Origin of the sequence: Rhodococcus tukisamuensis NBRC 100609 (assembly GCF_001894985.1) — a bacterium.
Lineage (GTDB): Bacteria > Actinomycetota > Actinomycetes > Mycobacteriales > Mycobacteriaceae > Rhodococcus_G > Rhodococcus_G tukisamuensis.
Map to the genome: position 1 here is coordinate 1 of NZ_BCXG01000016.1, position 25,457 is coordinate 25,457.

26 protein-coding genes are annotated in these 25,457 nt (G+C 70.4%); 7 read left to right on the plus strand and 19 right to left on the minus strand.

Features of this window, described 5'->3' with window-relative positions; translation table 11 throughout:
* The first annotated feature begins 111 nt into the window (after positions 1-111).
* Positions 112-1,257 carry an alkaline phosphatase family protein gene (locus RT2_RS16570; protein ID WP_072845900.1) on the plus strand — a complete coding sequence of 382 codons (1,146 nt, stop codon included), beginning with the start codon at positions 112-114 and terminating at the stop codon, positions 1,255-1,257.
* Positions 1,258-1,343: 86 nt separating this feature from the next.
* On the opposite strand, the gene RT2_RS16575 is transcribed toward RT2_RS16570, so the two are convergent.
* The 4 genes from RT2_RS16575 to eccCa form a co-directional block, all read right to left on the minus strand.
* The gene (locus RT2_RS16575) at positions 1,344-1,634 is read right to left on the minus strand and encodes a WXG100 family type VII secretion target (protein ID WP_072845901.1); all 291 of its coding nucleotides are present in this window, start codon (positions 1,632-1,634) and stop codon (positions 1,344-1,346) included.
* A 57-nt stretch (positions 1,635-1,691) separates the two neighbouring features.
* Entirely contained in the window at positions 1,692-2,006 is a 315-nt protein-coding gene (locus RT2_RS16580; RefSeq protein WP_072845902.1) for a WXG100 family type VII secretion target, read from the minus strand.
* Positions 2,007-2,154: 148 nt separating this feature from the next.
* Complete coding sequence (locus RT2_RS16585; protein WP_139191273.1) at positions 2,155-3,645, minus strand: type VII secretion-associated protein; 1,491 nt, start codon at positions 3,643-3,645, stop codon at positions 2,155-2,157.
* Entirely contained in the window at positions 3,627-7,622 is a 3,996-nt protein-coding gene (gene eccCa / locus RT2_RS16590; protein ID WP_072845904.1) for a type VII secretion protein EccCa, read from the minus strand. The genes RT2_RS16585 and eccCa overlap by 19 nt, the downstream gene beginning before the upstream one ends.
* A gap of 197 nt (positions 7,623-7,819) precedes the next feature.
* Between eccCa and eccD the strand changes: the two genes are divergently transcribed.
* Both eccD and mycP read left to right on the plus strand, forming a co-directional pair.
* Positions 7,820-9,304 carry a type VII secretion integral membrane protein EccD gene (gene eccD / locus RT2_RS26520; protein ID WP_072845905.1) on the plus strand — a complete coding sequence of 495 codons (1,485 nt, stop codon included), beginning with the start codon at positions 7,820-7,822 and terminating at the stop codon, positions 9,302-9,304.
* Entirely contained in the window at positions 9,301-10,683 is a 1,383-nt protein-coding gene (gene mycP / locus RT2_RS26525) for a type VII secretion-associated serine protease mycosin (RefSeq protein ID WP_072845906.1), read from the plus strand. The genes eccD and mycP overlap by 4 nt, the downstream gene beginning before the upstream one ends.
* Here mycP and eccB read toward each other — a convergent pair.
* On the minus strand, positions 10,650-12,116 hold the full coding sequence (eccB, locus tag RT2_RS16605) for a type VII secretion protein EccB (protein WP_072845907.1): 1,467 nt from the start codon (positions 12,114-12,116) through the stop codon (positions 10,650-10,652). The genes mycP and eccB overlap by 34 nt on opposite strands.
* 127 nt (positions 12,117-12,243) lie before the next feature.
* On the opposite strand from eccB, the gene eccE reads away from it, so the two are divergent.
* Positions 12,244-13,920 (plus strand): type VII secretion protein EccE, encoded by a 1,677-nt coding sequence (eccE, locus tag RT2_RS16610; protein ID WP_083577433.1) that lies wholly within the window; start codon positions 12,244-12,246, stop codon positions 13,918-13,920.
* Positions 13,921-13,934: 14 nt separating this feature from the next.
* Here eccE and RT2_RS16615 read toward each other — a convergent pair whose 3' ends face one another.
* The 3 genes from RT2_RS16615 to RT2_RS16625 form a co-directional block, all read right to left on the minus strand.
* Positions 13,935-14,495 carry an NADPH-dependent FMN reductase gene (locus RT2_RS16615; protein ID WP_371851178.1) on the minus strand — a complete coding sequence of 187 codons (561 nt, stop codon included), beginning with the start codon at positions 14,493-14,495 and terminating at the stop codon, positions 13,935-13,937.
* Positions 14,496-14,600: 105 nt separating this feature from the next.
* Positions 14,601-15,509 (minus strand): Ig-like domain-containing protein, encoded by a 909-nt coding sequence (locus RT2_RS16620; protein ID WP_169888409.1) that lies wholly within the window; start codon positions 15,507-15,509, stop codon positions 14,601-14,603.
* 168 nt (positions 15,510-15,677) lie between these two features.
* Positions 15,678-16,253, minus strand: a complete 576-nt coding sequence (locus RT2_RS16625) for a TetR/AcrR family transcriptional regulator (RefSeq protein ID WP_072845910.1) — start codon at positions 16,251-16,253, stop codon at positions 15,678-15,680.
* Positions 16,254-16,310: 57 nt separating this feature from the next.
* On the opposite strand from RT2_RS16625, the gene RT2_RS16630 reads away from it, so the two are divergent.
* A complete protein-coding gene (locus RT2_RS16630; protein WP_072845911.1) occupies positions 16,311-17,453 on the plus strand; it encodes an acyl-CoA dehydrogenase family protein in 1,143 nt (380 codons plus the stop codon).
* 72 nt (positions 17,454-17,525) lie between these two features.
* Here the strand turns inward: RT2_RS16630 and RT2_RS16635 are convergent, their stop codons facing one another.
* Positions 17,526-18,059 carry an MmpS family transport accessory protein gene (locus RT2_RS16635; RefSeq protein ID WP_169888412.1) on the minus strand — a complete coding sequence of 178 codons (534 nt, stop codon included), beginning with the start codon at positions 18,057-18,059 and terminating at the stop codon, positions 17,526-17,528.
* Positions 18,060-18,407: 348 nt separating this feature from the next.
* On the opposite strand from RT2_RS16635, the gene RT2_RS16640 reads away from it, so the two are divergent.
* Entirely contained in the window at positions 18,408-18,788 is a 381-nt protein-coding gene (locus RT2_RS16640) for a PAS domain S-box protein (RefSeq protein WP_139191275.1), read from the plus strand.
* Between the two features lie 44 nt (positions 18,789-18,832).
* Here the strand turns inward: RT2_RS16640 and truA are convergent, their stop codons facing one another.
* The 8 genes from truA to infA all read right to left on the minus strand — a co-directional run bounded on the left by truA (position 18,833) and on the right by infA (position 23,486).
* Positions 18,833-19,687, minus strand: a complete 855-nt coding sequence (truA, locus tag RT2_RS16645; RefSeq protein ID WP_072845914.1) for a tRNA pseudouridine(38-40) synthase TruA — start codon at positions 19,685-19,687, stop codon at positions 18,833-18,835.
* Between the two features lie 23 nt (positions 19,688-19,710).
* Positions 19,711-20,214 carry a 50S ribosomal protein L17 gene (rplQ, locus tag RT2_RS16650; RefSeq protein ID WP_072845915.1) on the minus strand — a complete coding sequence of 168 codons (504 nt, stop codon included), beginning with the start codon at positions 20,212-20,214 and terminating at the stop codon, positions 19,711-19,713.
* A 35-nt stretch (positions 20,215-20,249) separates the two neighbouring features.
* A complete protein-coding gene (locus RT2_RS16655; protein ID WP_072845916.1) occupies positions 20,250-21,314 on the minus strand; it encodes a DNA-directed RNA polymerase subunit alpha in 1,065 nt (354 codons plus the stop codon).
* A gap of 115 nt (positions 21,315-21,429) precedes the next feature.
* Positions 21,430-22,035: a 30S ribosomal protein S4 gene (gene rpsD, locus RT2_RS16660; protein WP_072845917.1), complete on the minus strand. Its 606-nt coding sequence runs from the start codon at positions 22,033-22,035 to the stop codon at positions 21,430-21,432.
* Positions 22,036-22,056: 21 nt separating this feature from the next.
* Positions 22,057-22,470, minus strand: a complete 414-nt coding sequence (gene rpsK, locus RT2_RS16665) for a 30S ribosomal protein S11 (RefSeq protein ID WP_072845918.1) — start codon at positions 22,468-22,470, stop codon at positions 22,057-22,059.
* Positions 22,470-22,844, minus strand: a complete 375-nt coding sequence (rpsM, locus tag RT2_RS16670) for a 30S ribosomal protein S13 (RefSeq protein ID WP_072845919.1) — start codon at positions 22,842-22,844, stop codon at positions 22,470-22,472. The genes rpsK and rpsM overlap by 1 nt, the downstream gene beginning before the upstream one ends.
* A gap of 226 nt (positions 22,845-23,070) precedes the next feature.
* Entirely contained in the window at positions 23,071-23,184 is a 114-nt protein-coding gene (rpmJ, locus tag RT2_RS16675) for a 50S ribosomal protein L36 (protein WP_003938068.1), read from the minus strand.
* 80 nt (positions 23,185-23,264) lie between these two features.
* A complete protein-coding gene (gene infA / locus RT2_RS16680; RefSeq protein ID WP_003418601.1) occupies positions 23,265-23,486 on the minus strand; it encodes a translation initiation factor IF-1 in 222 nt (73 codons plus the stop codon).
* Between the two features lie 202 nt (positions 23,487-23,688).
* Here infA and dtd point away from each other — a divergent pair, with 202 nt between their 5' ends.
* Positions 23,689-24,120, plus strand: a complete 432-nt coding sequence (gene dtd / locus RT2_RS16685; RefSeq protein WP_072845920.1) for a D-aminoacyl-tRNA deacylase — start codon at positions 23,689-23,691, stop codon at positions 24,118-24,120.
* 31 nt (positions 24,121-24,151) lie between these two features.
* Here the strand turns inward: dtd and RT2_RS16690 are convergent, their stop codons facing one another.
* Both RT2_RS16690 and map read right to left on the minus strand, forming a co-directional pair.
* Positions 24,152-24,463, minus strand: a complete 312-nt coding sequence (locus tag RT2_RS16690; RefSeq protein WP_072845921.1) for a hypothetical protein — start codon at positions 24,461-24,463, stop codon at positions 24,152-24,154.
* A 198-nt stretch (positions 24,464-24,661) separates the two neighbouring features.
* Entirely contained in the window at positions 24,662-25,456 is a 795-nt protein-coding gene (map, locus tag RT2_RS16695; protein WP_072845922.1) for a type I methionyl aminopeptidase, read from the minus strand.
* Position 25,457 lies beyond the last annotated feature (1 nt).

Consider the following 25,457-nt stretch of genomic DNA (forward strand, 5'->3'; position numbering starts at 1 on the left):
TCGACAAAAGTTACGTGACCGTGAACCGATAGGCAAATCGCCTGGTCAGAGCCGGTGCAATCCGCATCGACCTCATCCGGCGACTATTCCGACGGCGATACGCTGGGCCGCATGCTCCTTGCACCCCGGTACGGCCAGGCGACGCTGTCGGATCTGGTCCCCTCCGCACTGTCCCACTTGGCCGTGCCCGGCGAGACCGACCGGATCGGTCTGCCCCTGGGAGGCGTCTCCCGCATCTGCGTGCTGCTGATCGACGGCCTCGGCGCGGAACTGCTCGCGGCACATCCCGACGCGGCCCCATTCCTGTCCAGCCTGGCCGGGCCCGTCCTGACCGCCGGGTTCCCCACCACCACCGCGACCAGCCTCTCCTCGCTGGGGACCGGGTTGCCCTCCGGTGAACACGGGGTGGTCGGCTACCTGTTCGCGGCCGACGGCCAGGACCGCCTGATGAACCCGCTCAAGTGGCGACTGCACGGCGACGGCCCCCGGGTGGACCTGTTGAAGGAGTTGGTGCCCGAACAGTTCCAGCCCACCCCGACCGCGTTCGAGCGCGCCGCCGACCACGGGGTCACCGTGACCCGGGTCGGGCCGCCCTACCAGTACGAGTCCGGGCTGACCCGCGCCGTGCTGCGCGGCGGAACTTTCGTCCCCAGCTTCTCGATGGGCGACCTGGTGGATGGCGCCGCGACCGCTCTGCGGGCGTCCGATCGCGCCCTCGTCTACGCCTACCACGGTGAACTCGACCTGACCGGGCACGCGCGCGGCGCCGGATCGGAGGCCTGGGCACTCGAGCTCGCGCAGGTGGACCTGCTGGTCCGACAGCTCGCGGACCGGCTCCCCGCCGACACCGCGCTGATCGTCACCGCCGACCACGGCATGGTGGACGTCCAGTCCCCCGTCGACCTCGATGCGCTGCCCGAGCTGCGCGAGGGGGTGCGGCTGATCGGCGGCGAGCCCCGCGCCCGACACGTGTACACCGACGCCGGCGCCGCGTCGGACGTCCAGGCTCGGTGGCGGGACCGCCTCGGTGAGGACTACGAGGTGCTCACCCGCGAGGAGGTGATCGGCCTGGGCTGGTTCGGCCCGACCGTGACCGCGTCGTCGCGGCGGCGGATCGGTGACGTGATCGCGCTGGCCTGCGGCTCCGGGGCACTGATCCGCACGGGTGCGGAGCCGCTGCAGTCCCGGTTGATCGGGCATCACGGCTCACTGACCTCCGCCGAACTGCACGTTCCCCTGCTGGTGTTCCGGAGCTGACGACGGATCCGGAACACGGGTGAACCCCCGGCGGCTCTCCTCCGCCGGGGGTTCACCCACTCATGTACGCGCCCTGCGCGTCGGCGTCAGCTCCAGCTGGCCGCCGCGCTGTTGTTCGTCGCGTTCATGTCGTCGTTGCCGGCGCCGACCGCGCGGCCGATGGCCTCCAGCACCAGGTTCAGGTCGTTGGCTGCGGCATCCCACTTCGCCTGCTGCGCCTGGTATGCCTCCGACGCGGAGCCCTCCCAGTCCGCGACGAGCGGCGCGAGGTAGCTTTTCAGGTCGGCAAGCTTGCCGTTGATGTTGCCGCTGGTAGCGGCGATGTCCGCGCGAGCACCGTCGATTGCCCCGAACGTGTAACGCATGGTCCCGCTCATATGTCTCCCCCTACATCAAGTGGATCGAAGTTCGCCTACCCCCGCGTGGACGCGGACTCAGATGTTCAGGCTGCCGCCGGCGCCGTTGATCGCGCTGGTGTGGTCGTCCTGGGCCGCCGCGTAGGCGACGCCGTTGGCCCGGATGTTCTCGCTGATCGCGAGCAACGACTCGTTGAGCCGCTTGGCGCTCGAATCCCAGCGCGCCATCAGGTTGTCGAAAGCGACCTTGGCCGCGCCCTCCCAGGCGCCGTTGACGGCGGCGAGCCGGCCCTGCAGCGACGACAGCTGTCCCTGGATGTCCGCATTCACGTCGCCGACGTGCCGCGACGCGGACTCCATCGTTTCGGTGGTGGTCCTCATCTGACCGCTCATGCCCCACTCCTCACTTCTCGTCCCGGTGTCCAACGACTTCGGGTCCGGGTGGACCTCGGTCGGACCGCGCCTACACCCAGTTGGACGCGAGCCGGGCGCGGTTCGGTTCCGCCCGACCCCGGGCAATTTCCCCAGGAACCGACCCTCCTCATCCGAGCGTCACCGAGGTCGACCGAATCGCCTGGTCACAGGCCCCCGCGAGGTCCTCCCAGCGGTCGGCGAGCGACTGGCAGCCGACGCTCACCTGCAGGCCGTCCGCGACGTACACGTGCCACCGCACCTCCGAGTCCGGGTCGGGGATCTCCCGGTATGTCAATGCCTCTCGCCCGTCCGCCGGCGCCCGTTCGAGGGACCGGAACACCCCGGGCCGCTCGGCAATGCGCTGCCGCAACGTCCGCGCCACCGCGTCCAGATCCGCACCGGGCGTGAGTTCCTTCTGCACCAACAGGATTCGCGCCGGACCGCCGTCGTCACGCACCAGCTCGAGCCGGTCCGGACGGCGGCCGGCCACGCGCTCACCCCAGCCCGGCGGCACGGCCAGTTCGACCCGGCCCACCGCACCGCGCTCGGTCTTCGGGGCAACATGCTGGGCCACAGGGGGTTCGGCGGCAACGGATTCGGCCGGACCGGCGGCCGGCGCCGGCCACGCCGCCGTGGAACCCGCCGTCGCAGTCCCGTCCTGCGAGTGGAGGACGCCGGCACCCACCACGGCCAGTCCCGTGACGGCGGCCACCGCAGCCAACGCCGCGGCCACCCTCCGGCGACCGGGACTGCCACCGCGCGACGGAGCCGGGTCTGCCGGCTCCCGCCAGGCAGCCTCGGGCAGCGCCGTCGGCAGCGGCGCCGACACGAGCGCCAAGGCACCCGCGACCACCTCGGCACCGGAGACCTCGGTCGCCACTGTCGCGGTGCGCCCACCCGATTCCAGGGCGCGCAGCAGGACCTGCCCCGTCCCGGCGGGACCTTCACCGGTCACCAGCACCCGCGCCGGCCAGCGCGGGCACGCGGCGACCAGTGCCGCCACCCACTCCCCCGCCCGCCCGGGCTCACCGGTCGCCGTGGCACTGTCCGTCGGGTCCCCTTCCCCTCCACCGAGACACAGGTCCGCCGACCCCCACTCGCCGAGGTGGACGCAGTCCAGGGACCCCGACGCGCTGGCCGTCGAGGCGAGCAAGCCCACTTCGAGGACCGCCACCTCGCTGTCGGCACCCGCCGCCCGGCGCACCGCGTCCGGCACCGAGACCAGGGTGACCTCCCGTCCCACGGTGCGACCGGCCGCGGACAGCGCTCCGCGCCGACCGCGCCCCCAGTTCGCGGGGTGGGTGAGGACCACGAGGTCCGCGGGTCGGTCCAGTCCACAACCGGCGGCCGCGTGCGCGACCAGTCCGGCCAGCACCTCCGTCATCGGGAAGACGCCCTCACCGAGCGCGAGGTAGCGGTCGTCCACGTACCGGATCGGGTGTCGCTCGACCACCGCCGAATCCGACAGGCCGAGCCCCATGCCGAACACCAGTCCCGCCGCGGATGCGGACACCGTTGCGGGGCAGAAGAATTCCGCCGCGCCGGATCGCGCCCACAGGGCCGACTCGGTGAGGTGAATCGCCAGCACGCGGGCCGCCGTCACAGCGGGTCCAGCCACGCGACCTGTATGAGGGAGGTGGCGGACCGGGTGACGAACGTGCCGCGACCGGCTGGCATCTCGCTCGCCCGGACCGCGCCGACCAGCGCGCCCTCGTCGCGGCTGCCGCTCATCACCACCCCGACGGGCACCAGTTCCCGCAACCGGGCGAGCACCGGCTCGTACAGTGCGCGGGCGGCTCCACCGGTCCGCCGGGCGACCAGCAGGTGCAGACCGATGTCCCGCGCATGCGGCAGGTAGTCCAGCAGCGGCGCCAACGGGTTTCCGCCGGAGGTGGCCACGAGGTCGTAGTCGTCGACGACGACGTAGATCTCCGGGCCGCTCCACCAGGAACGTTCCCGCAGTTGCCGCTGGGTCACCTCCGGACCCGGCATGCGTCCGGCCAGGATCCCGGCGAGCTCGGTGATCATCGTGGAAAGCGTCGCCGCCGATGCGGCGTACCCCGCGAGGTGGTCACCCTCGACGGCGCCGAGCATGGTCCGCCGGTAGTCGGCCACGATGATCTTCGCCTGCCCCGAGGTGTTCGACTCGACGATGCCCGCACAGATCCCGCGGAGCAGGGTGGTCTTGCCGCTCGCGCTGTCCCCGAACACCAGCAGGTGTGGCTGGTCGGCGAGGTCGACGTAGGCCGGGGCCAGGTCCGCCTCGCCGATGCCGATCGGGACCCGTCGGCACGGCGCCTCCCGGTCGGCCGGGGGCCACTGGGCTGCGGCCAGCAGCGCCGTCCGCGCACACCGCTCCGGCAGCATCCGGACCGGCGGGGCCGTCTCTCCGGCCGCCGCCGCGACCACCCGCGCCACCGTGTCCGCGACCCCTGCGGTGAGGTCGACGCTGCGCGCGACGCCGTCCACCCGGGGCAACGCCGTCAGCAGGTGCAGGCCGTCGCGGGTCATGCCCCGTCCCGGCCTGCCCTCCGGCACTCGGGATGCCTTGGCCCGTCCCATGTCCGAGTCCGACGGGTCGCCGAGCCTGAGCTCGATCCTGGTCCCCAGCTGGTCCTTGAGGGCCGGACGGATCTCGCCCCAACGGGAGGCCGTGACCACCACGTGGACGCCGAAGGACAAGCCCTGGCCGGCGAGCGCACCGATCTGAGCCTCCAGCGGCTCGAAGTCGTGCCGGATGCCCGGCCAGCCGTCGATCACCAGGAACACGTCGCCGAAGGGGTCCGCCGTGACCGCGTCGGCGTCGGACCCGCCAGCTCCACGCAGCCGCCGGAACTCGGCCATCGAGTCGATGCCGAGCTCGCGGAACCGCTGTTCGCGCCGCCGGAGCACGGTGCTCACCTCCGCGACGGTACGCCGGACCCGGTCCACGTCGAGGCGGTTGGCGACCGAGCCGACGTGCGGCACCCCGGCCAGCCCGGCCAGCGTGCCGCCGCCGAAGTCGAGGCAGTAGAACTGCACCTGCCGCGGCGAATGTGTCAGTGCCAGTGACAGGATCAGCGTTCGCAGCGCCGTGGACTTTCCGGACTGCGGACCCCCGACCACGGCGACATTGCCCTGCGAACCCGACAGGTCCACCACCAGTGGGGCGCGGCGCTGGTCGAAGGGGCGGTCCACCACGCCGACCGTCGCCCGCAGGCCCGCCGACGTGGACGCGGGTTCGAGCGGCCCCGGCAGGATCTGGTCAAGTGTCGGCGGATCGGTCAGCGGCGGCAGCCACACCTCGTGCGCCGCGGGACCGCAGCCTCTGACCCCCTCGACGACGGCCTCGAGCACGGTCCGCCCGGACGCCTCGGCCGGCGCCGGCTCTGGAGGCGACTGCGCGGGCCGCTCGGTCACCCAGGCCGCCAACGGAACCGGAGCCGCGGTGAACGGTCGCGGCAGCAGGTCCGTCGCTGCCGACGACGCCCCGAGCGGAGCCCCGGGGCGGCCGGACGGGCACGGGCCCGAGACGTACGCGGCCGCGAAGCGCACGATCTCCGCCGAGTCGCACTTGAGATAGCCCGAGCCCGGCGTCGCGGGCAAGTGGTATGCATCCGGCACGCCGAGCACCGTCCGGGACTCGTTGGCGGAGAACGTCTTGAGACCGATGCGGTACGACAGGTGGCTGTCGAGTCCGCGGAGCTTGCCCTCCTCCAGTCGCTGGCTCGCGAGCAGCAGGTGCATGTGCAGCGAGCGGCCCAACCGGCCGATCGCCACGAACAGGTCCGCGAACTCCGGTTGCTGACTGAGCAGTTCGGAGAACTCGTCGACGACGATGATCAATGCGGGCAGCGGCGCCAGGTCCGCGCCCGCGGCCCGGGCCTTCTCGTAGTCGGACACGTTGGCGAAATTGCCCGCCGAACGCAGCAGTTCCTGGCGGCGGTTCATCTCGCCCGCCAGGGCGTCACGCATCCGGTCGACCATCGCCAATTCCTCGGCCAGGTTGGTGATCACCGCCGCGACGTGTGGCGCCCGGTCGAGGCCCAGAAAGGTCGCACCGCCCTTGAAGTCGACCAGCACCAGATTCAGCGCCGCGGGTGAGTGGGTGGCGATCAGTCCCAGCACCAGGGTGCGGAGGAACTCCGACTTCCCGGATCCGGTTGCCCCGATGCACAACCCGTGCGGACCCATCCCGTTCTCGGCAGCCTCCTTGAGGTCGATCTCCACCGTCGAGCCGTCGGCCCCGACCCCGATCGGCACCCGCAGCCTCTCGCGGGGCGGGCGGGGAGCCCATGCGATCGGGGGGTCGAAGGCCGTCACGTCTGAGATCCCGAGCAGTTGCTGCCAACTCGCGGTCGGCGGGCCGTCCTCGACGTCGGACTCGGTGCCCGCCGCCGCGACAGCCCGGTACGGGGCAAGTCGCCTCGCCGCCGTCTCGGCCTGCTCGACGCTGTGCCGGTCGGCGACGGCAAAGGTCTCCACCCCGGATCCGGTTCGGGCGCCGAGAGACACTTCGCCGGGTGAGGTGCGGTCCAGGACCAGTTCGATTCCGCGGGCGGCCACCAGCGACGGGCAGAATCCCGTCAGGTCCACCACCGTGACCGAGTCCAACCCGTCGGCAAGCCGGCTCTCGCCGTCGAGGATGCCGCCGTCGACCACGACCACCAGTTGGGCGACACCCGCCGCCGCCGGCGCACCACGGGAGTACCCGGCACGCATCGAGAACTGCGAGTACAGCGTGGCGTCGAGTTCCGTCAGCGAGCCGAACACCATCCGGCTCACGCCGGCGCCGTCGACCACCTCCGGGTTCGCGGCGTGCGGGAGCCACTTGGCCCACTCCCACTCGGTCGCGGTGTCCGGCCCGCACAGGATCGCGACCCTGACCTGGTCGGGACCGTGAAAAGTACACAGCTGCAGCAGCATCGAGCGAACCAGGTCACGGCCGGCGGACCTGTCGCCGCTCACGCCGATCGCCGCGAAGCCACGCAGGGACACCGACGTCGGCAGCGCGGGCACCACGGAGTGGGTGCGGACGAACCGGCGCAGCGACACGGCCGCGACCGGCTCGAGGTCCTCCACCGGCCCGGTCTCGGGTGCGATCAGCCTGGTGGCCAGCCGCTGGCTGCCCGCCCCGACGCGGACGTGGCAGTAGTCGACGTCGCCCACCCGGCGCTCCCACATCCGGTCGGTGCCGGCCAGCGTCCACAGCAGGTCCGGGTCGGGGTGAGTCCACTCGAGCGCACGGCGCTGCTGGTGGCCGGTGTCGTAGACGTCGCGCCGCAACTGGTCCAGGTACCGCAGGTAGTCCTTGCGGTCCTCGTCGACCTCCGCCGACCTGGTGCCACCGCCGCGGCCGCTGCCGAGCATGCCCAGCATCGAGACGACCATCATCACCGGGAACAGCAGCGACATCGGGTTCGCCGCCATCCCCGAGGTGAACATCAGCGCCACCATGCCGAGCACCGCGACGACCATCACCAGCGGAAGCACCTTGGCGAGCAGGTTCCCGGGCACCACCTTCGGGACCTCGGGGGGCGACTGCAGGCTGAGTTCGCCACCGGGAACGCGCGGCACCTCCCGCCGCGCCTTGCGTACGAAACGCACAGTGCTCACGCGCGTTCACCCCCATGGTCGTCGCGTTGCCCCGATGCCCGTCCCGCCCCCCCGGGACGATGCATCGACGACGAACGGTAGCCGATCGAATTCCCGCAACGTGGCGAACCGTCGAATCCGGTTGTCGTAGAGTGCGTCCGTGTTCCGTCGAGGAACGCCGCAGGTGGGGACCTGCGTGGCAGGGGGGATTTCCGGGGATGAACAACATTGACGTGGCCGGGCGGCCGACGAACGGGTCCGGCACCGCGCAGTCCGACCTGTGCCGGCTGTCGGTGCGCACCGAGCACACTCAGATCGACCTCGCGGTGCCGCACACCGTGTCGGTGGCGATGATCGTCCCCGGCATCGTCGATCTGATCGACCAGCACGCCCCGTTCGGTCAACACGGCACCGCAGACCTTTTCGGCGGCGGCGAGGGCCGCACGGAGGCAATCCAGTGGGCGTTGTCCCGGCTGGGTCAGGCGCCCCTGGATGCCGCGCGGACCCTCGCCGAGCACGGGGTGCGCGACGGCGAACTCCTCGTCCTGACGCCCACGGAGCGCGCCGCGCCACCTCCACTGTTCGACGATCTCATGCACAACGTCGCGGCCGTCGACGCGGACCGCCACCGGCGATGGGGGCCGGGGCCGGCGCGGGCCATGAGCGCGGTGGTCGCCGCCGCGGCCGCCGTCGTCGGTTCCGCGACGCTGATGACGGCGAGGTCCACCGCCGACGGCGTCGCCGGGGCCCTGGCCGCGCTGGTAGTCGCGGTGCTCGCGCTCACCGCGGGCGCCCTGGTCAGCCGGGTGTACCGGGACCGGTACGCCGCGACCGCACTCGTCGGGTGCGCACTGCCGCTTGCCTTCACCGCCGGCGCGCTGATGGTGCCCGGCCACCTCGGGGCCGCCCACCTGTTCCTCGGGTCGGTGGCCTGCGGGGTCTTCGCGGTGCTGGCCGTCCGGGCCGGCGGGGTGGGACTCGCGTTGTGCACCGCGACCGCGACGGGCGCGGTCCTGGCGGGCGCGGCGGCCGCCGCCGGGATGCTGACCGACCAGCCCCGTCACGTGATCGGCGCGGTGCTCGGTGCTGCGGCCCTCGCCGGACTGGCGATCGCGCCTCGCCTGTCGATTCTGCTGGCGACGCTGCCGCTACCACCGGTCCCCTCGCCCGGGACGCCGTTGGACCCGGACGAGCCCGACTCGGACGCGGGTGGTGTGCCCGCCGCGTTCGAGGGCCTGCAGACCCGTGCCCGGCGGGCGCACCGGCACCTCACCGGTCTGGTCTGCGCGATGGCCCTGACGACAGCCGCCGGCGCGCTGATGTCCGCGCGACTGTTCGCCGACGACGGGATCTACTGGCCCGGAACGATGTTCGCATCCGTCTGTGCGGTGGTGCTGATGCTGCGCGGACGCGGCCACTCCAGTCTCGCCCCGGCCGCCGCCCTCATCGGGTCGGGCGCCGCGACGCTCGCGCTGCTCGTCACCGGCGCGGCGGTCGCCGGCACCGGCCCGTCGCTCGCCCTGTTCGCGCTGGCGGTGCTCGGCGCGGGTGCCGCACTCACGCTCGGCATGCTCGCCCCCGAACACGCCTTCTCGCCGGTGACGCGCCGCAGCGTCGAGATCGTCGACTACGCGGCCATCGCGGCGGTGGTCCCGTTGGCCTGCTGGGTGTCCGGCCTGTTCGCGACGATGCGCGGGCTGTGACCGCCCGCGGCCGCCGACTCGCGACCGTCGCCGCGGTCGCCGGGGCGGTCGCGCTCGGTCCCGGCACCGCGGGCGCCGTACTGCCACCCGTTGTCGACCCGGGCCGACTGCCACCGAACTCGGCACCCACCGCGCCCGCGACCGAGCTCCGCGACCCCTGCACGGCAACCTCCGCGGTGGCCGACCTGGCGCAGGTCCCCATCCCGCAACGCGCCCTCGACCTGGAATCCGTGTGGCCGTTGACAACCGGTCGCGGGCAGCTCGTCGCCGTCATCGACACCGGCGTATCACCGCACCAACGGCTGCCAGGTCTGGTCCCCGGCGGCGACTATGTCTCCACCGGAGACGGCACCGAGGACTGCGACGCCCACGGCACACTTGTCGCCGGGATCGTCGCGGCGACCCGCGACGCCGCGACCGGGTTCGCCGGTGTGGCCCCGGACGCCCGCATCCTGAGCATCCGCCAGTCCAGCAACCTCTACCGGGAGACCGGCGGCGCCCGGGATGCCGAGGGCCGCAATGCCCGCGGCGTCGGCACCATCGGCACCCTCGCGAGCGCGGTCCGACGCGCCGCGGACCTGGGTGCCACCGTCATCAACATCTCGGAGGTCGCCTGCCTGCCCGCGGGCTCGGGGGACGGCGGAGTCCTCGGGGCCGCGGTGGACTACGCGGCGCGGGTCAAGGACGCCGTGATCGTCGCGGCCGCGGGAAACCTCGACACCGAGGCATGCCGGGCGTCGAACCCGCCGCCGGATCCCGCGCGGCCGCACGCAGACCCGTGGGAGGCGGTCACCACTGTCGCCACCCCCGCCTGGTACGACGACCAGGTCCTCGCCGTCGGCTCAGTCGACCCGGGCGGGGCCGCGTCTGCCTTCACCGTGGCGGGCCCCTGGGTGGACGTCGCGGCGCCAGGCACCGGCATCGCCTCGCTGGACCCACGCCGGACGGGACCCGACGGGGTCACCGACTCCACCGACGGCGGCGCGGTGCAGGGCACCAGTTTTGCCGCACCGTATGTCGCGGGCACCGCCGCGCTGGTCCGGGCCCGCCATCCGCATCTCACCGCGCGGCAGGTGATGGACCGGATCGAGGCCACCGCTCACGCGCCCGCCACCGGCTGGGACCCGTACATCGGTCACGGCGTGGTCGACCCGATGGCCGCGGTGACCGCGGAGACGACACTGACCCCGACCGGGCGCGAGCCGCGGTCGAGAGCGGTGGCGGCCCCCGATGCGCCGCCGCCGCCCGACCACCGCGCACGCGACGCCGCGCTGATCGGCGCGACCGCGGTGGGCGCGTTGCTCGGGATCGGACTGCTCGCGTCACTGCCGCTCCGCCGCGTCCGTCAGCGAGCGGGGTCGGGCACCACCACCGGGTGATCGTCCGGTGCCACCCCGTCATGAGCGAGGAACGCGGCCTCTCGCCCCAGCGTGGGCCCCGGCGCCAGCAGCGACAGGATGGGCCACGGTACCGGCGCGCCGGGGGCGGTAAGTCCGAGAGCCTTTGCCGCGTCGTCGTTCTCGACTCCGTAGCGCACCCCGGTGTCGGCCACGAAGAACAGTGCGCCACGGCGCTCACTGGACGCCGCGATGTCCGTGGAGTGGACCAGACCACCGTTGCCCGGACGCAGGTAGGCGGCATCGGCGTTGTCCCCGGCTCCGTCGGCCTGGGCCAGCATGACGGGACGAGCACCGTCGGGCAGCGGCAGCGTGTTCCCGGCGATCACGCTGACCGTCGCGCGCAGCCCGCCCGGCGCCGCGGCGGCGCCCGGCACCGGCTTCCACGACAGGCAGCTGACGGGACTGCCGGCCACCCCGACCAACTCCGGCGGCATCGCCGGAAAGGTCGACACGGCAAGGTCGTTCGCCTGCGGCAACCTGGACACGACGTCGGGAGTGACGGAGTCCGTGCCGGCGGCGCCCTGCGAATCGGAGTACCGGATGAGGCCGGCGGTGGCCTGACTGATCCGTTGCAGCCCGCCGCGCAACAGGACGTAGAACCGGGTCTCCTGCGCGTCCTGCACCTGCACGACCGATCCGATGGTCTTGCCCGGCAGTGAGTACGGCGGCTGCTCCCCCGCACCCTCGATGACGGGCGGCGTCAGCGCCGGCGCCTCCGGGATGGCCTCGAGCAGCCCGGCGCTGACCGGTCGCGGCTCGATCCCGTCGAGACCGAAGGCCAACGCGACCGCGTGGTCCGCCGGGTCGATCCGCGCCCGGGTACCGGCGTGGACGAGGAACGTACCGTCGCCCGCGCGCACCAGCAGCGCCTGCGCGTCGGTGAGCGTGGACACCTGCTCGCCGAGCACCGGGTCGCCGGCCAGCACCGCGGTACTCACTGCGCTGTTGCCGCCGGCGGCGACGGCGTCACAGACCATCCAGGCGACCGCGTCCCCGTCCGGAAGTGCCGACGGCGCACCGGGAATGCCCATCAGGGCTCCCCTCGGCCGGCTGCCGAGCTCGGATTCCTTCACGATCACCGGGGCCGCGGCGCTGCCGGTGACAAGTCGTGCGGACGCCAGGTTGAGGACGGGGTGCAGCACGTCCTCGACCACGACGAACATGGCGCCCGAGTCCTTGCCGACGACAATCGGGGCGTCGCCGATCTTGTCCTGCGGCCGGATCAGCGCGAGCGCGGCGCACCCGGCCAGCCCCAGTACCGCGAGGACGGCCCCCACCGTCATCGCCCTCGACTGGGATCGCATCGGGTCGTGCAGCATTCGCACGTCCCGACGCACCAGCGCGTGCTCCATCCGTCGCACCAGGAAGCGGTATCCGCTCACCTGGACACGCGTAGTCGGCTGTGCAGCCATGGTCCCTCCCCCGTAACGGCGCACATTACGGGGGCACACAGTACAGTGGCCGTCGGCCGGTGCACGGGGGAATTGCCCGGCCATGGGGAACACATCGCATGGGGATGCGTGGTGGGGGGAATCGGGGATGATCGTGTTTCGACGCCGGGGGCGACGTCGGCCGGTGCTGCCGGACACGACGGTCCGGGCACTGGTGTGCGCTCAGTTGCTGGGGGTGACTGCGGCATTGGCGGCCGGGGCGGCCGGGCTGTGCTGGTGGCAGTCGCTGCTGCTGGGCACCGCGGTCGCGGCCGCCGCGATGGCGCCGGTCCGGGGACGCAACCTGCTGTCGTGGTGCGCCGCCGCGTGCGCCTACCCGATGCGGCGGGACCGGACGGCGGTCTCCGCCACGAACTTCCGGTCCCCTGGCGGTCCCGTCGTCGGGCTCGGATGGGACCTCGACCCGTCCGGCCGAGGAGCCGCCGTCGCCGCGGTCGTCGAGATGCTGCCGCCCCCGGGAAGCCACACCGAGCTGTCCCGGAAGGGTTGCGAGCCGTCTCACCGGCTGCCGGTGGCCGCAATCGCGGAATCGTTGAACCACCACGACCTCTGTCTCAGCGGCATCGACATCGTCAGCCACGGCGCCCGGGTGTGTGAGGGCACTACCGCCGCCGATGTGTACGACCAGTTGATCGGACCGCTGCCGGCTACCGCTCGCCGCACGGTCTGGTTGGTGCTCCGGTTCGACGCCGCCGCCGAGTCAGAGGCGGTGGCCCGTCGGGGCGGTGGCGCGACGGGCGCCGCGCGAGCGGCATCCGTCGCCGCCCGCCGGATGGTCCGCACCCTGGAGGCCGCGGGCTGCCCGGCACGAGTCCTCGATGCCGCCGAGATCGACGCGGCGGCAATGCAGGTCACCCGTGGCGTGAGGCCCTGGTCTTTCGCCCGCGCCTGGAGCCAGGTACCCCTGCCCGGCGCCTGCAACACCGGCTACGGAATCACGCCACGGGCATTGTCCGAGGACCTGCTGACCGAACTCTGGGCACAGCCCGGTCTCGGCACCACCGTCGCGCTACGGCTGCGCCCGGGCCACCGGCCGGGCGCGGTGCGGATCGGCGCGTCGTGCCGGCTGACCACCCGGACCCGCCCCGACCGGCTCGAGACGCCGGGGCTGGCGACCATGTCGGGCCGGCACGCCGACGCACTCGCGTCGGTCCTGCCCGCCGCGCCCGACCATCTCGACTCGCTGACCGGCTTCGCAGAAATCGACGCGAACCGCCTCGATGCCCTGGTGCTGCCGACCGCGGGGTGCGGGCAGCTGATCGGGTCCGCCGACGACGGGCGGGCGGTCGCCACCCGCATCGTCGGTCCGGAGATCGGCGCGGTCGAGGTGATCGGCGAGCTGTACCTCGCCCGACAGCTGGTCCTGCGCGCGATCGCCACCGGTGCACGGGTACTCGTCTGCTCGGCCCGCCCGCAGGACTGGGCTCAACTGGTCGACGCCATCGCCGGTCCGGACCGGGTACGCCTGACCAACGAGACGCGGATCGACCCGCGTTTCACCGCGGTGCTCTTCGACGGCATCGAGCCGGTCGAGCTCGGTCCCGGCGTCACCGCGATCCGACTGCTGGAACGGCCAGGGCCCCCGACGCTCGCGCCGCCGGACGTCACCGTCGTCCAGCCCGGCTCGCGGGGAGATCGAATCGTGTTACGGACCAAGGAGACTCGTCGTGAGCTGACCCTGGTCACCATTGCGGAGGAGACCGCGTTCCTGGGGAGCCCGCAACCCGCAGCGGCGGTGCCCGGTGCCCTCGTTCCCTCGTCCTGAGCCCGGCCGCGACGTCAGCCCGGGTACGGCCGGGCCGCGCGCGCCGACCGCGCGGCGTCCGCCCACCAGGCCAGCTGGTCGAGCAGTCGGGCGGCGCCGTCGATCGCCGCGCCGTCCTCGGTCTCCCCGTCCGGGCCGAATCTCTTGCGGGCCTGGTGAAAACTCACCGTCTGCCGGACCGTGACCATGTGCACCTCGGCCACCACCTGACGCAGTTGCTCGGTCGCCCGTAGCCCGCCGGACAGGCCCCCGTACGAGACGAACCCGACCGGCTTCGCCCGCCACTCCTGCTTGGCGCTGTCCACCGCGTTCTTGAGGGCAGCCGGGTAACCGTGGTTGTACTCCGGCGTCACCATCACGAACGCCTCCGCCGAGGCGATCCGCTCGCGGAACCGGTCCGACTCGGCGGTGGCCGAGAGATCGTGCGGCAACTCGACGTCGGCGAGATCCAGGACCTCGGTGTCGAAGGCCGGATGATGCCGGGCCCGCCGGACGAACCATTCGGCGACGACGGGGGCGAATCTGCCCTCCCGGACACTGCCGACAATCACTTCCAGCCGAATAGGTTCTGTCACCACACCCCATCGAACCACGGGATGGGCGACGCCGGACACGACGAGGCCCCCTGCCCAGGCGGGTCAGGGGGCCTCGTCACGACCTGGCGCTACGCGATGGTGCTGTTACGAACCGAACAACCGGCCCAGCGAACCGGCGGACCCGGTGCCGCCGTCGCCATCGCCGTCGTCAGCCACGGACACCTGCGTGGTCAGTGTCGGCGAGACGGACGCGGCGTGCCGGTCCGAGCCGGAGAAGCGGGCCGAGATCCGGTGGGCACCCACCGAGCCGAAGCTGTGTGAGAGCGTTGCCTTGCCGTCGACGACGCCGACCGGCTCACCGAGCGGGACCTCGCCGTCGGTGAACTGCACGGTGCCGCCGGCGGGCGTCGGGGCCACCGTGGCCGTGAGGTCGACCGCGGAGCCCACGGTTGCGGTGCCAGGCACCTCCAACCCGGTGGTGGTGGCGATGTCCCGCGCCTCGACGGTGACGTTCACACCGATGGGGTTGAAGGTCGTCGCCCCGAGCCAGGTGCCCACCTGGAACGAGAGCCCACTGTCGAACGTCCCGGCCCGTGCGGCATCCGGAACCTTGTAGGTGACCTCGAACGTCACGTCCTTGTTCTCGCTCAGCCAACGGTCCGAGACCAGCCACGAACCCGACACGGACAGACTGTTGTTCGCATTGTCCAACGACGGCGTCACCGGGTTCGTCGACGAGCCCGAGGTCAGCCCCGAGGCCGTGACCTTCGCACTGCCGGCCACGTACTCGAACCCGGCAGGATGCACGTCGGTGATGGTCTCGAGGTACCGGTCCACGGCACTGGTCACCTCGAACACCGTCTTGTAGGTCACCGTGGCGCCGCGCTCCGCGCTGCCCGGCGAGACGCTCTTGGTGACCTTGACGTTGTCGGTTGTCTTGGTCGCCGAGGTCGGCGCCGCGGACGCGGCCCCGCTGCCGGCGACGAGTCCGACTGCCACCACCGCAGCGGCGCTGACGGCCGCCGCTACCCGGCGAATCACGTTTTGGGGCATGGGGGTTCCTCCATGGTTCAGACGGGGCCTGCCGCACGAAGGTCGCATCGCGACGGCTGCTGCCGGGCGGCGCGGCGAGCGACAACTGCCAGTGTTCATACAGTTATACAGTTGCAAACATCGTTTCCCCTGTTCAGGGTTCACTCGCCGTCAGATTGCAAGACCCTGTCAGATCGCAAGACCGTGGGTGACCAGCGCGGCCAGCTCCTCGTACGCCTGCGCGTCGCCGAGTCCGGTCGTCTCGGCGACCTGCCTGCGCTGGATCCGCACCATCGTCGACGCCGTCACCTCGGCGACGAACGCCGCGTGGACGTCCCGGAACTCGCCGGCCCGGACCCCCTCTGTGATGAGGTCCTGCACTCGACCCGCCGCGTAGCGGGTGTTCTGCTCGTAGACCTCCCGGGCGGCCGCGTTCGCGGCGAGGTCCTCCATGAACTGCGTCGACGCCGGGCGCAGCTGCTCGCCGACCGCTTCCAGGTAGGTCCGAATGCGGTCTCGGGCGCCGCTCGCCCCGGCTAGTCGCTCCTCCACCCGCTCGGTCGCACCCCGGAAGAAGTGGACCGTCGCGGCGCGGACGAGCTGTTCCTTGCTGGCCGCCAGTCCGTAGAGCGTGGACTTCGAGCACCGCAGCCTGGTCGCCAACTCGTCGAGGGTGAGGTGGGCGAAACCCTCCGCCAACAGCAGCTCGACGAGCTGGTCGAGCAGCTGAGCCTTGCGGGCCGCGCCACGCACCTGGGTTGCCATACAGATAACAGTACTGCAGTATCGATGCTAGTACCGTTATTGACCCGAGGAGAGCGCATGCCCGTCGAACGACTGCTGCCCAGCCAGGAAGCTCACGACCTGATCGCGCTGACCCGCGACGTGGCAGACAAGGTGCTGCGCCCCAAGGTCGACGCACACGAGAAGTCCGAGACCTTCCCCGACGGGGTGTTCCCCGCACTCGGGCGCGCGGGTCTGCTGAGCCTGCCGTATCCCGAGGAGTTCGGCGGCGGCGGCCAACCCTACGAGGTGTACCTCCAGGTACTCGAGGAGCTGGCGGCGCGCTGGGCGGCCGTGGCCGTGGCAACCAGCGTCCACAGCCTGTCCTGCTTCGCGCTCGCCACTCACGGCACCACCGAGCAGCAGGCCAAGTGGCTGCCGGACATGTTGAGCGGCAACACCATCGGCGCCTACAGCCTCTCCGAGCCGCAGGCCGGCTCCGACGCGGCCGCGCTCACCTGCAAGGCCACCGCCGTCGACGGCGGGTTCCGGATCAACGGCTCGAAAGCGTGGATCACCAACGGCGGTCGCGCCGACTTCTACACGCTCTTCGCGCGCACCAGCGACGACGGACCGCGCGGGATCTCCTGCTTCCTGGTCGATTCCGCGACCGAGGGCCTGAGCTTCGGCAAGCCCGAGGAGAAGATGGGACTGCGGGCGGTGCCGACCACCTCCGCACACTACGACGACGCCTTCGTCGACGCCGAGCGCCTCATCGGACAGACCGGCCAGGGCCTGCCGATCGCGTTCAGCGCGCTCGACTCGGGCCGACTCGGCATCGCCGCCGTCGCGGTCGGGCTCGCCCAGGGCGCACTCGACGACGCGGTTGCATATGCCAAGGAGCGCAAGGCATTCGGCAAGCGCATCATCGACCACCAGGGGCTCGGCTTCCTCGTTGCCGACATGGCCGCCGCCGTGGACTCTGCGCGCGCCACCTACCTCGACGCCGCACGGCGACGCGACGCCGGGTTGCCCTACTCACGCCAGGCGAGTGTGGCCAAGCTGATCGCCACCGACGCCGCCATGAAGGTCACGACCGATGCGGTCCAGGTCTTCGGCGGCTACGGCTACACCCAGGACTTCCCGGTCGAGCGGTACATGCGCGAAGCCAAGATCACCCAGATCTTCGAGGGCACCAACCAGATCCAGCGCCTGGTGATCGCGCGGTCGCTCGCCGGCTGATACTCAGATCGGCTCCGGTCCCGTTCCAGCACGAGCGCCCCGCACAAGGCGGGGCGCTCGCTGGCATTTCGATCAGAACATCGGGGCAGTGCAGTTCACGACCGCATACTTGCCGGTCGCGGTCTGTTCATCCTTGACCTTCCCGTCGACCGTGACACGACACGTAACGGAAGTGCCCTCGGTTTGAGCCGTCACACCTGCGATCACGACGGTCGACGGATTCGTCACGGTCAACGACCACGGAGCAGTCGGGTTGCTCTCCTGCTGCATCTCACTGTTGGCATCGAAATAGGTGACGCTATTGAGCGTCGCACTGTCAGAGATCACCTCGTAGGCGATGGTCTTGCCCTTGCCCGAGGGAGCCGCTGCGGTCAGGGGCGGAATCGACGCAGGCGCGGGCGCATCAACCACTGCAGGCGCATCAACCCCGCCTGCAGCGGTACCAGCGTCACCCTCCTTGTCCCCTCCGCCGGCCATTCCCACGATGACAAACAGGGCGATGATGCCGCCCACGACCCACGGCCACTTCTTGCGCTTCTTCGGCGCCGACGCCGGCACCTCCTGGTGGCCAGTCGGTGACTGATTCGGGTCAAACGGTGCAGACATTGAAGGCTCCCTGGGTATTTCGGTCCTGATGGCGCCGACGCATTCCCCGCCGTCGCCGGTTTGCCGAAGATTTGTCATCAAATTCTCAGCAAACTCAAAGAATTGTAGTTCGGCTAGCTAACGACTAGCCTTGCCGCCCCGTTCGAGTCCCAGGTCGGTGCCATGCTTGCCTGAAAGTCAGCGCTGTGCCGCTTGCCGTGGCCACGGAGCGGAGCGCGGCCGCACGACCGCGTCAAGTGTCATGTGTCGCGCATCACGTTGCGCGCCCACATCGCCCGCTGACACATTGTCGTGCAAGGCTCACGACGCTGGGCCGAGCCAAGACTCAGGCCAGTCGGGAGGTCGCGGGTGTCATCGAATTCCGTGAGCGCGATCAGCGGTGCCCACTATCGCTCCCTGATCCAGAACGTCGACATGCCGGTCATCGTGCACCAGAGCGACGACCACGTGGTCGACGTCAACCGCGCCTTCGCGGAACTCCTCGGCTACACGCTGCCCGAGGCCCGCGCCCTCGGACCGCGAGAGTTCGTACACCCGAGGCTCCTCGACGAACACGACCGGGGACAGCACCGGTTGATCTCGGGGGCGCAACTGGACCTCGCCGCCGACTACGACCTCGTCCGCAAGGACGGCGGCGTCATCCGGGCCCGGGTGAAGAAGTCGGTCGCGCGGCACAACGCGGAGACCGTGGTGATGACGGTGATCGAGGGAACTCCGCTGGCGCTGTGACCGCCCGCTCGGCGGCTCCGTCCTCGACGGGACGGGACGAGGACTCAGTCGCCGCAGCACCCGCCCGGCACCGTGCGCACCTCTCGGGTCGCCGCGTTTCGCGCGGCCAGTTCCTCGTTCGGCGGATAGTCGACGGCCACCAGGCTGAGCCCGTGCGCGGGTGCCACCAACACCGAACTCGACCGGGACCGCTCCTGCAGCAGGGCAATCGTCCACTCCGGGGTGCGGCGACCCTCGCCGACCGCGATCATCGCGCCGACGAGACTGCGCACCATCGACCAGCAGAAGGCATCGGCACTGACGTAGGCCGTGACGATGTCACCCTCACGTGACCAGTCGAAGCGCTGCAACTCGCGGACGGTCGTCGCGTTCTCCTTACGCCGGCAGAAGGCGGCGAAGTCGTGCAGACCGAGCAGCCCGCGGGACGCCTCACGCATCGCGTCGAGGTCGAGCGTCTTGGGCACCGACACGGTGTCGCGGGCACGCAGCGGTTCGGCGCCGTAGCGCGCGGTGGTGATCCGGTACTCGTAGTGCCGGCGGATGGCGGAGAATCGGGCGTCGAACTCGGCCGGCACCTCGGTGACCGCCGTGACCCGCACGTCCGGCGGCAGGAAGCGCGCGAGCCTGCGCACCAGGCGCTCCGGTTCGGCGGGCGCGGCGGCCACGGACACGTCCAGGTGCGCGACCTGGCCGCTGGCGTGTACGCCCGCGTCGGTGCGGCCGGCGACGGTCAGCGCCGCGGGCTCGCGCAGGATCGTCGAGAGCGCCTGCTCGAGCACGCCGCAGACCGTCCGCAGGCCGGGCTGTCGGGCCCAGCCGGAGAAGTCGGTCCCGTCGTAGGTGATGTCGAGGCGAAAGCGAACGAACCCGCCGTCCCTGGAAGGGGCGGCGGGTTCGATCGAGGGTTCTGACGCGTTCAGCGTTAGTCCTTCTTGGCCTCGTCGGCCTCGACGACCTCGGCCTCGACCTCGGGGGTCTCGACCTCGGCCTCGACGGCCTGCTCCTCGACGGCCGGAGCTGCCTGCGAAGCCTGCACGCGACGTGCGCGGTCGGCCTCGGAGGTCACGGTCTGCTCCTTGACGAGCTCGATGATTGCCATCGGCGCGTTGTCACCCTTGCGGGGGACCGTCTTGACGATGCGGGTGTAGCCGCCGTTGCGCTCCGCGTAGAACGGACCGATCTCCGCGAACAGGGTGTGCACGACATCCTTGTTGCGGATGACCTTCAGCACCTCACGACGGTGAGCCAGCGTGCCGGCCTTCGCGTGCGTGATGAGCTTCTCGGCGTAAGGCCGCACGGCCTTCGCCTTGGCCTCGGTGGTGGTGATGCGGCCGTGCTCGAAGAGCGCGGTGGCCAGGTTGGCGTAGATCGCCTTCTGGTGGGAAGCCGACCCGCCGAAGCGGGCACCCTTCTTGGGCTTGGGCATGATGAATCTCCTAGTGAAGAACCTAAAGAGCTGGTCTACAGCTGTTCGGTCTCGGCGTAATCCTGGTCGTTGCCGTCGGTGTCGTTGAAGGCACCCGCATCCGTGTCGCTCCACGTACCGGTGGCGGCGTCATAGCCGGCAACGGTGCTGGGGTCGAACGAGGCCGGGCTGTCCTTCAGGGCCAGGCCGAGCGAATGCAGCTTGACCTTCACCTCGTCGATGGACTTCTGACCGAAGTTGCGGATGTCCAGCAGATCGGACTCGGTGCGACCAACCAGCTCGCCGACGGTGTGAACACCCTCGCGCTTGAGGCAGTTGTAGGAACGGACCGTCAGGTCCAGGTCCTCGATCGGCAGTCCGAAGGAAGCGATGTGATCGGCCTCGGCGGGCGAGGGTCCGATCTCGATGCCTTCTGCTTCGACGTTCAGCTCACGGGCCAGGCCGAAGAGCTCAACCAGGGTCTTGCCCGCCGAGGCGAGCGCGTCCCGCGCGGTGATGGAGTTCTTGGTCTCCACGTCCAGCACGAGCCGATCGAAGTCGGTGCGCTGCTCGACGCGGGTGGCCTCCACCTTGTAGGTGACCTTGAGCACGGGCGAGTAGATCGAGTCGACCGGGATACGGCCGATCTCGGCGCCGGACGCCTTGTTCTGGACGGCGGGGACGTAGCCGCGACCGCGCTCGACAACGAGCTCGATCTCCAGCTTTCCCTTGTCGTTCAGGGTGGCGATGTGCAGATCCGGGTTGTTCACCGTGACGCCGGCCGGGGGCACGATGTCGCCTGCGGTCACAGCGCCGGGGCCCTGCTTGCGGACGTACATGGTGACCGGCTCGTCCTCTTCGGAGCTCACGACGAGGCCCTTGAGGTTCAGGATGATGTCGGTGACGTCTTCCTTCACACCCGGGACGGTGGTGAACTCGTGCAGGACGCCGTCGATACGGATGCTGGTGACAGCAGCGCCGGGGATCGACGACAGCAGGGTGCGGCGAAGCGAGTTGCCGAGGGTGTACCCGAAGCCGGGCTCAAGGGGCTCGATGACGAACTTCGAGCGGTTGTCAGCGATGACCTCTTCGGTCAGCGTGGGTCGCTGAGAAATGAGCATTCGTTTTCCTCCTGTACGGGCGTCCGCTATTTGACGCCGCGATGGATGGTGCCTGGGGCACTCGTGCGCCTCCCCGGTGACCGCAGCCACCGGAAAGGCGCACGAATGGAAGGCATTACTTCGAGTACAGCTCCACGATCAGCTGCTCCTGCAGCGGAACGTCGATCTGTGCGCGCTCGGGCTCCTGGTGGACCAGGACGCGGAGGCGACCCGGGACAACCTGCAGCCAACCGGGGACCGGACGGTCTCCGACGGTCTCGCGGGCAACCTGGAACGGCAGGGTGCTCAGCGACTTCTCCTTGACATCGATGATGTCGTACTGGGAGACGCGGTAGCTCGGGATGTCGACCTTCTTGTTGTTCACGAGAAGGTGGCCGTGGCTCACGAGCTGACGGGCCTGACGACGGGTACGGGCCAGGCCGGCGCGGTACACGACGTTGTCGAGACGGGTCTCGAGGATGCGGAGCAGGTTCTCGCCGGTCTTGCCCGGGCGACGAACCGCTTCCTTGTAGTAGCGGACGAACTGCTTCTCCATGACGCCGTAGGTGAAGCGAGCCTTCTGCTTCTCCTGCAGCTGGAGCAGGTACTCGCTCTCCTTGATCCGCGCGCGGCCGTGCTGGCCCGGCGGGTAGGGGCGGCGCTCGAATGCCTGGTCGCCTCCAACGAGGTCGACGCGCAGACGACGCGACTTGCGGGTCATGGGGCCGGTATAACGTGCCATTTTCTAAACCTTTCCTTCCCGCTAGACCCGACGCCGCTTGGGCGGACGGCAGCCGTTGTGCGGCTGGGGGGTGACATCAGAGATGGTGCCGACCTCGAGGCCTGCGGCCTGCAGCGAGCGGATTGCGGTCTCGCGTCCCGAGCCGGGGCCCTTGACGAACACGTCGACCTTCTTCACACCGTGCTCCTGCGCCTTGCGGGCAGCGCTCTCGGCGGCCAGCTGCGCGGCGAACGGGGTGGACTTACGCGAGCCCTTGAAACCGACGTGTCCCGAGGACGCCCACGAGATGACGTTTCCGGCCGGGTCCGTGATGGACACGATGGTGTTGTTGAAGGTGCTCTTGATGTGAGCGGCACCGTGCGGGACGTTCTTCTTGTCCCTGCGACGCGCCTTCTGGGTCTTCTTGGGACCGGTGCTACGAGACTTGGGGGGCATTACTTCGCCTTCTTCTTGCCGGCAATGGTGCGCTTCGGGCCCTTGCGGGTACGGGCGTTGGTCTTGGTGCGCTGACCACGCACGGGCAGACCACGACGGTGGCGCAGGCCCTGGTAGCAGCCGATCTCGATCTTGCGACGGATGTCCGCCTGAACCTCGCGGCGCAGGTCACCCTCGACCTTCAGCGACTCCTCGATGTACTCGCGGAGCTTGGCCAGGTCCTCGTCGCCCAGATCCTTGCTGCGCAGATCCGGGTTGACACCGGTCGCGGCAAGGATCTCCTTGGAGCGGGTACGGCCGACGCCGTAGATGTAAGTCAGTGCGATCTCCATACGCTTTTCGCGAGGAAGATCAACACCTGCGAGACGTGCCATGAGGCATTTCCTATCGGTGTGCGGAGGTCTGCTCCCAGCCCGTCCCCTGTGTCCTCTGATTGCTCAGAGCGTCTTTCAACTAACTCAGTGGGGCCCCGGCCTCCGTGCCGGGGGTCTACCGTTGCGTGCCTGTTGGGTCGGAACCCGAGGGCCGTCGCACCGGCTGGTACTGGGAGGTCTTCTTGTCAGTTGCGTCGGGCAAGCCGATCGCAAGTCGTGCAGGTGGTTATCCCTGACGCTGCTTGTGACGCAGGTTCTCGCAGATCACCATGACCCGGCCGTTACGACGGATCACCTTGCACTTCTCGCAGATCTTCTTGACGCTCGGCTGAACCTTCACGTCTGTCTAATCTCCTGTGTGTCGCCCACCGGGGGTGGACATAGTTCTTCCCGGGCCAGGTGTGGCCCGGGGAGCTTTCGTTACTTGTACCGGTAGACGATGCGACCGCGAGAAAGGTCGTAGGGCGACAGCTCTACGACGACACGGTCTTCCGGCAGGATGCGAATGTAGTGCTGACGCATCTTGCCGCTGATGTGCGCGAGCACCTTGTGGCCGTTCTCGAGCTCAATGCGAAACATTGCATTGGGCAGCGGTTCGACCACGCGACCCTCGACCTCGATGGCCCCGTCTTTCTTAGCCATATCCTCCGCGATCCGTTGGTGGGCATCGTTCTCCGTTACGGTGGTGCCCAGGCGTTACTGAACCGGACGAATACAGGCCTCGCACGCAAGCGCTGAGCCCATTCGACCGGCACGCAGGACGCACCATTGATCTAGCTTACCGGAGTTCCCTCACCAGGCCAAATGCGCCCCGCGGAACCGCAGCCGGTGAAAGGACCGACCCGTGCGTGCCGTCGTGCAACGAGTGACCTCCGCCTCGGTCGAGGTCGACGGCCAGATCGTCGCCACGATCGACCCCGACACCCAGGGGCTGCTGGTCCTGCTCGGGGTGGGACACGACGACGACTCGGCAGCGGCCGCAGCCCTCGCCGCGAAGGTGTGGAAGCTACGCATTCTGGACGGTGAACGCTCCGCCTCCGACGTAGCGGCACCGATCCTGGTCGTCAGCCAGTTCACGCTGCTCGCCGACACCCGCAAGAGCCGGCGACCGTCCTGGTCGGCGGCCGCGCCCCGCGCTGTCGCGGAACCACTGGTCGACGCGTTCGCCGACGCACTGCGCGGGCTCGGCGCCGACGTCGCGACCGGTCACTTCGGCGCACACATGAAGGTGGCCTCGGTCAACGACGGGCCGGTCACCCTGCTGCTCGAGTCCTGACGCCCTCCCCTCGACAGGCGGACAGGGATCCTCAGCCGTTGGCGACCAACGGATCCGGGGCCGTGACCACCACTGGGCGATCGCACTGCGGGTCGTAGACGAGCGTCTCGTAGTCGCACCACTGCGGACGGGCCGAGTCCTCCGCCGGCAGGTCGCACTCGGGACCGAGGTTGACGACGATGCCGCGGCACTGCAGCGGCGGACCGCTGGGGTCCGCCCCGGTTCCGAGGTCGACGGGTGGCTGGGAGGGCACGTCGGGGGCGGAGGCGAACGCTGGTTGGGCGGCGCCGAGACACAGGAGCAGGGCGAACGGCGCGGCGGCGACGAGTCGGTTGACGGACATGATCGAGATCCTCTCTGGTCGGGACTGGACACCTTCGACAGTGGTCGACGGCCTCCGTCACAACCAGTCCCCCGCGGTCGGAGTCCCCTGCCCCCGCCGGTGCCGGAATTCCCTCCGCGGAGTGGTTGACACGACAAAGGACAAGGCACCCACGGCCGGGAACGGCCGTGGGTGCCTTGCCTGCTGCGCGTGCGCCCGTTACTCGGGCCGCAGGGTGAGGATTCGCGGGCCGTCCTCGGTCACCGCGACGGTGTGCTCCCAATGCGCCGCCCGGGAGCCGTCGGTGGTGACGACAGTCCAGTCGTCGTCGAGCACCTCGGTCTCGGTGGTGCCGAGGGTCAGCATCGGCTCGATGGCCAGGACGGAGCCGACGACCAGCTCCGGCCCCTTGCCCGGCTTGCCCTCGTTCGCGAGGAACGGGTCCATGTGCATCTCGCGCCCGATGCCGTGACCGCCGTAGCCGTCGACGATGCCGTAGCGACGGCCGTGTGCCTGCTCCGCAGCCAGGGTGCCCAACTCGATCGCGTGGGAGACGTCGGTCAAGCGGTTACCCGCCAGCATCGCCGCGATGCCGGCCTCCATCGACAGCCGGGTGGCCTCGCTGAGGTCGCGGTCCGCGTCGAGGTACTCCCCCACCGCGAACGTCCACGCCGAGTCGCCGTGCCAGCCGTCGAGGATGGCCCCGCAGTCGATCGAAACGAGGTCGCCCTCGACGAGGATGTCCTCGGCGGACGGGATGCCGTGCACCACACGGTCGTTGACCGACGAACAGATCGACCCGGTGAAGCCGTGGTACCCGAGGAACGAGGGCACCGCCCCCGCGTCCCGGATGGTCTGTTCGGCGAGCCGGTCCAGTTCCAGCGTGCTCACGCCGGGCTTGGCGGCGTCCCGGACCGCGACCAGGGTCGCGCCGACGATGGCCCCGGCCGCGGCCATGGCATCGAGCTCACCGGCGGTGCGGAACGGGACGACCTTCTTGCGACGGAACCCCACG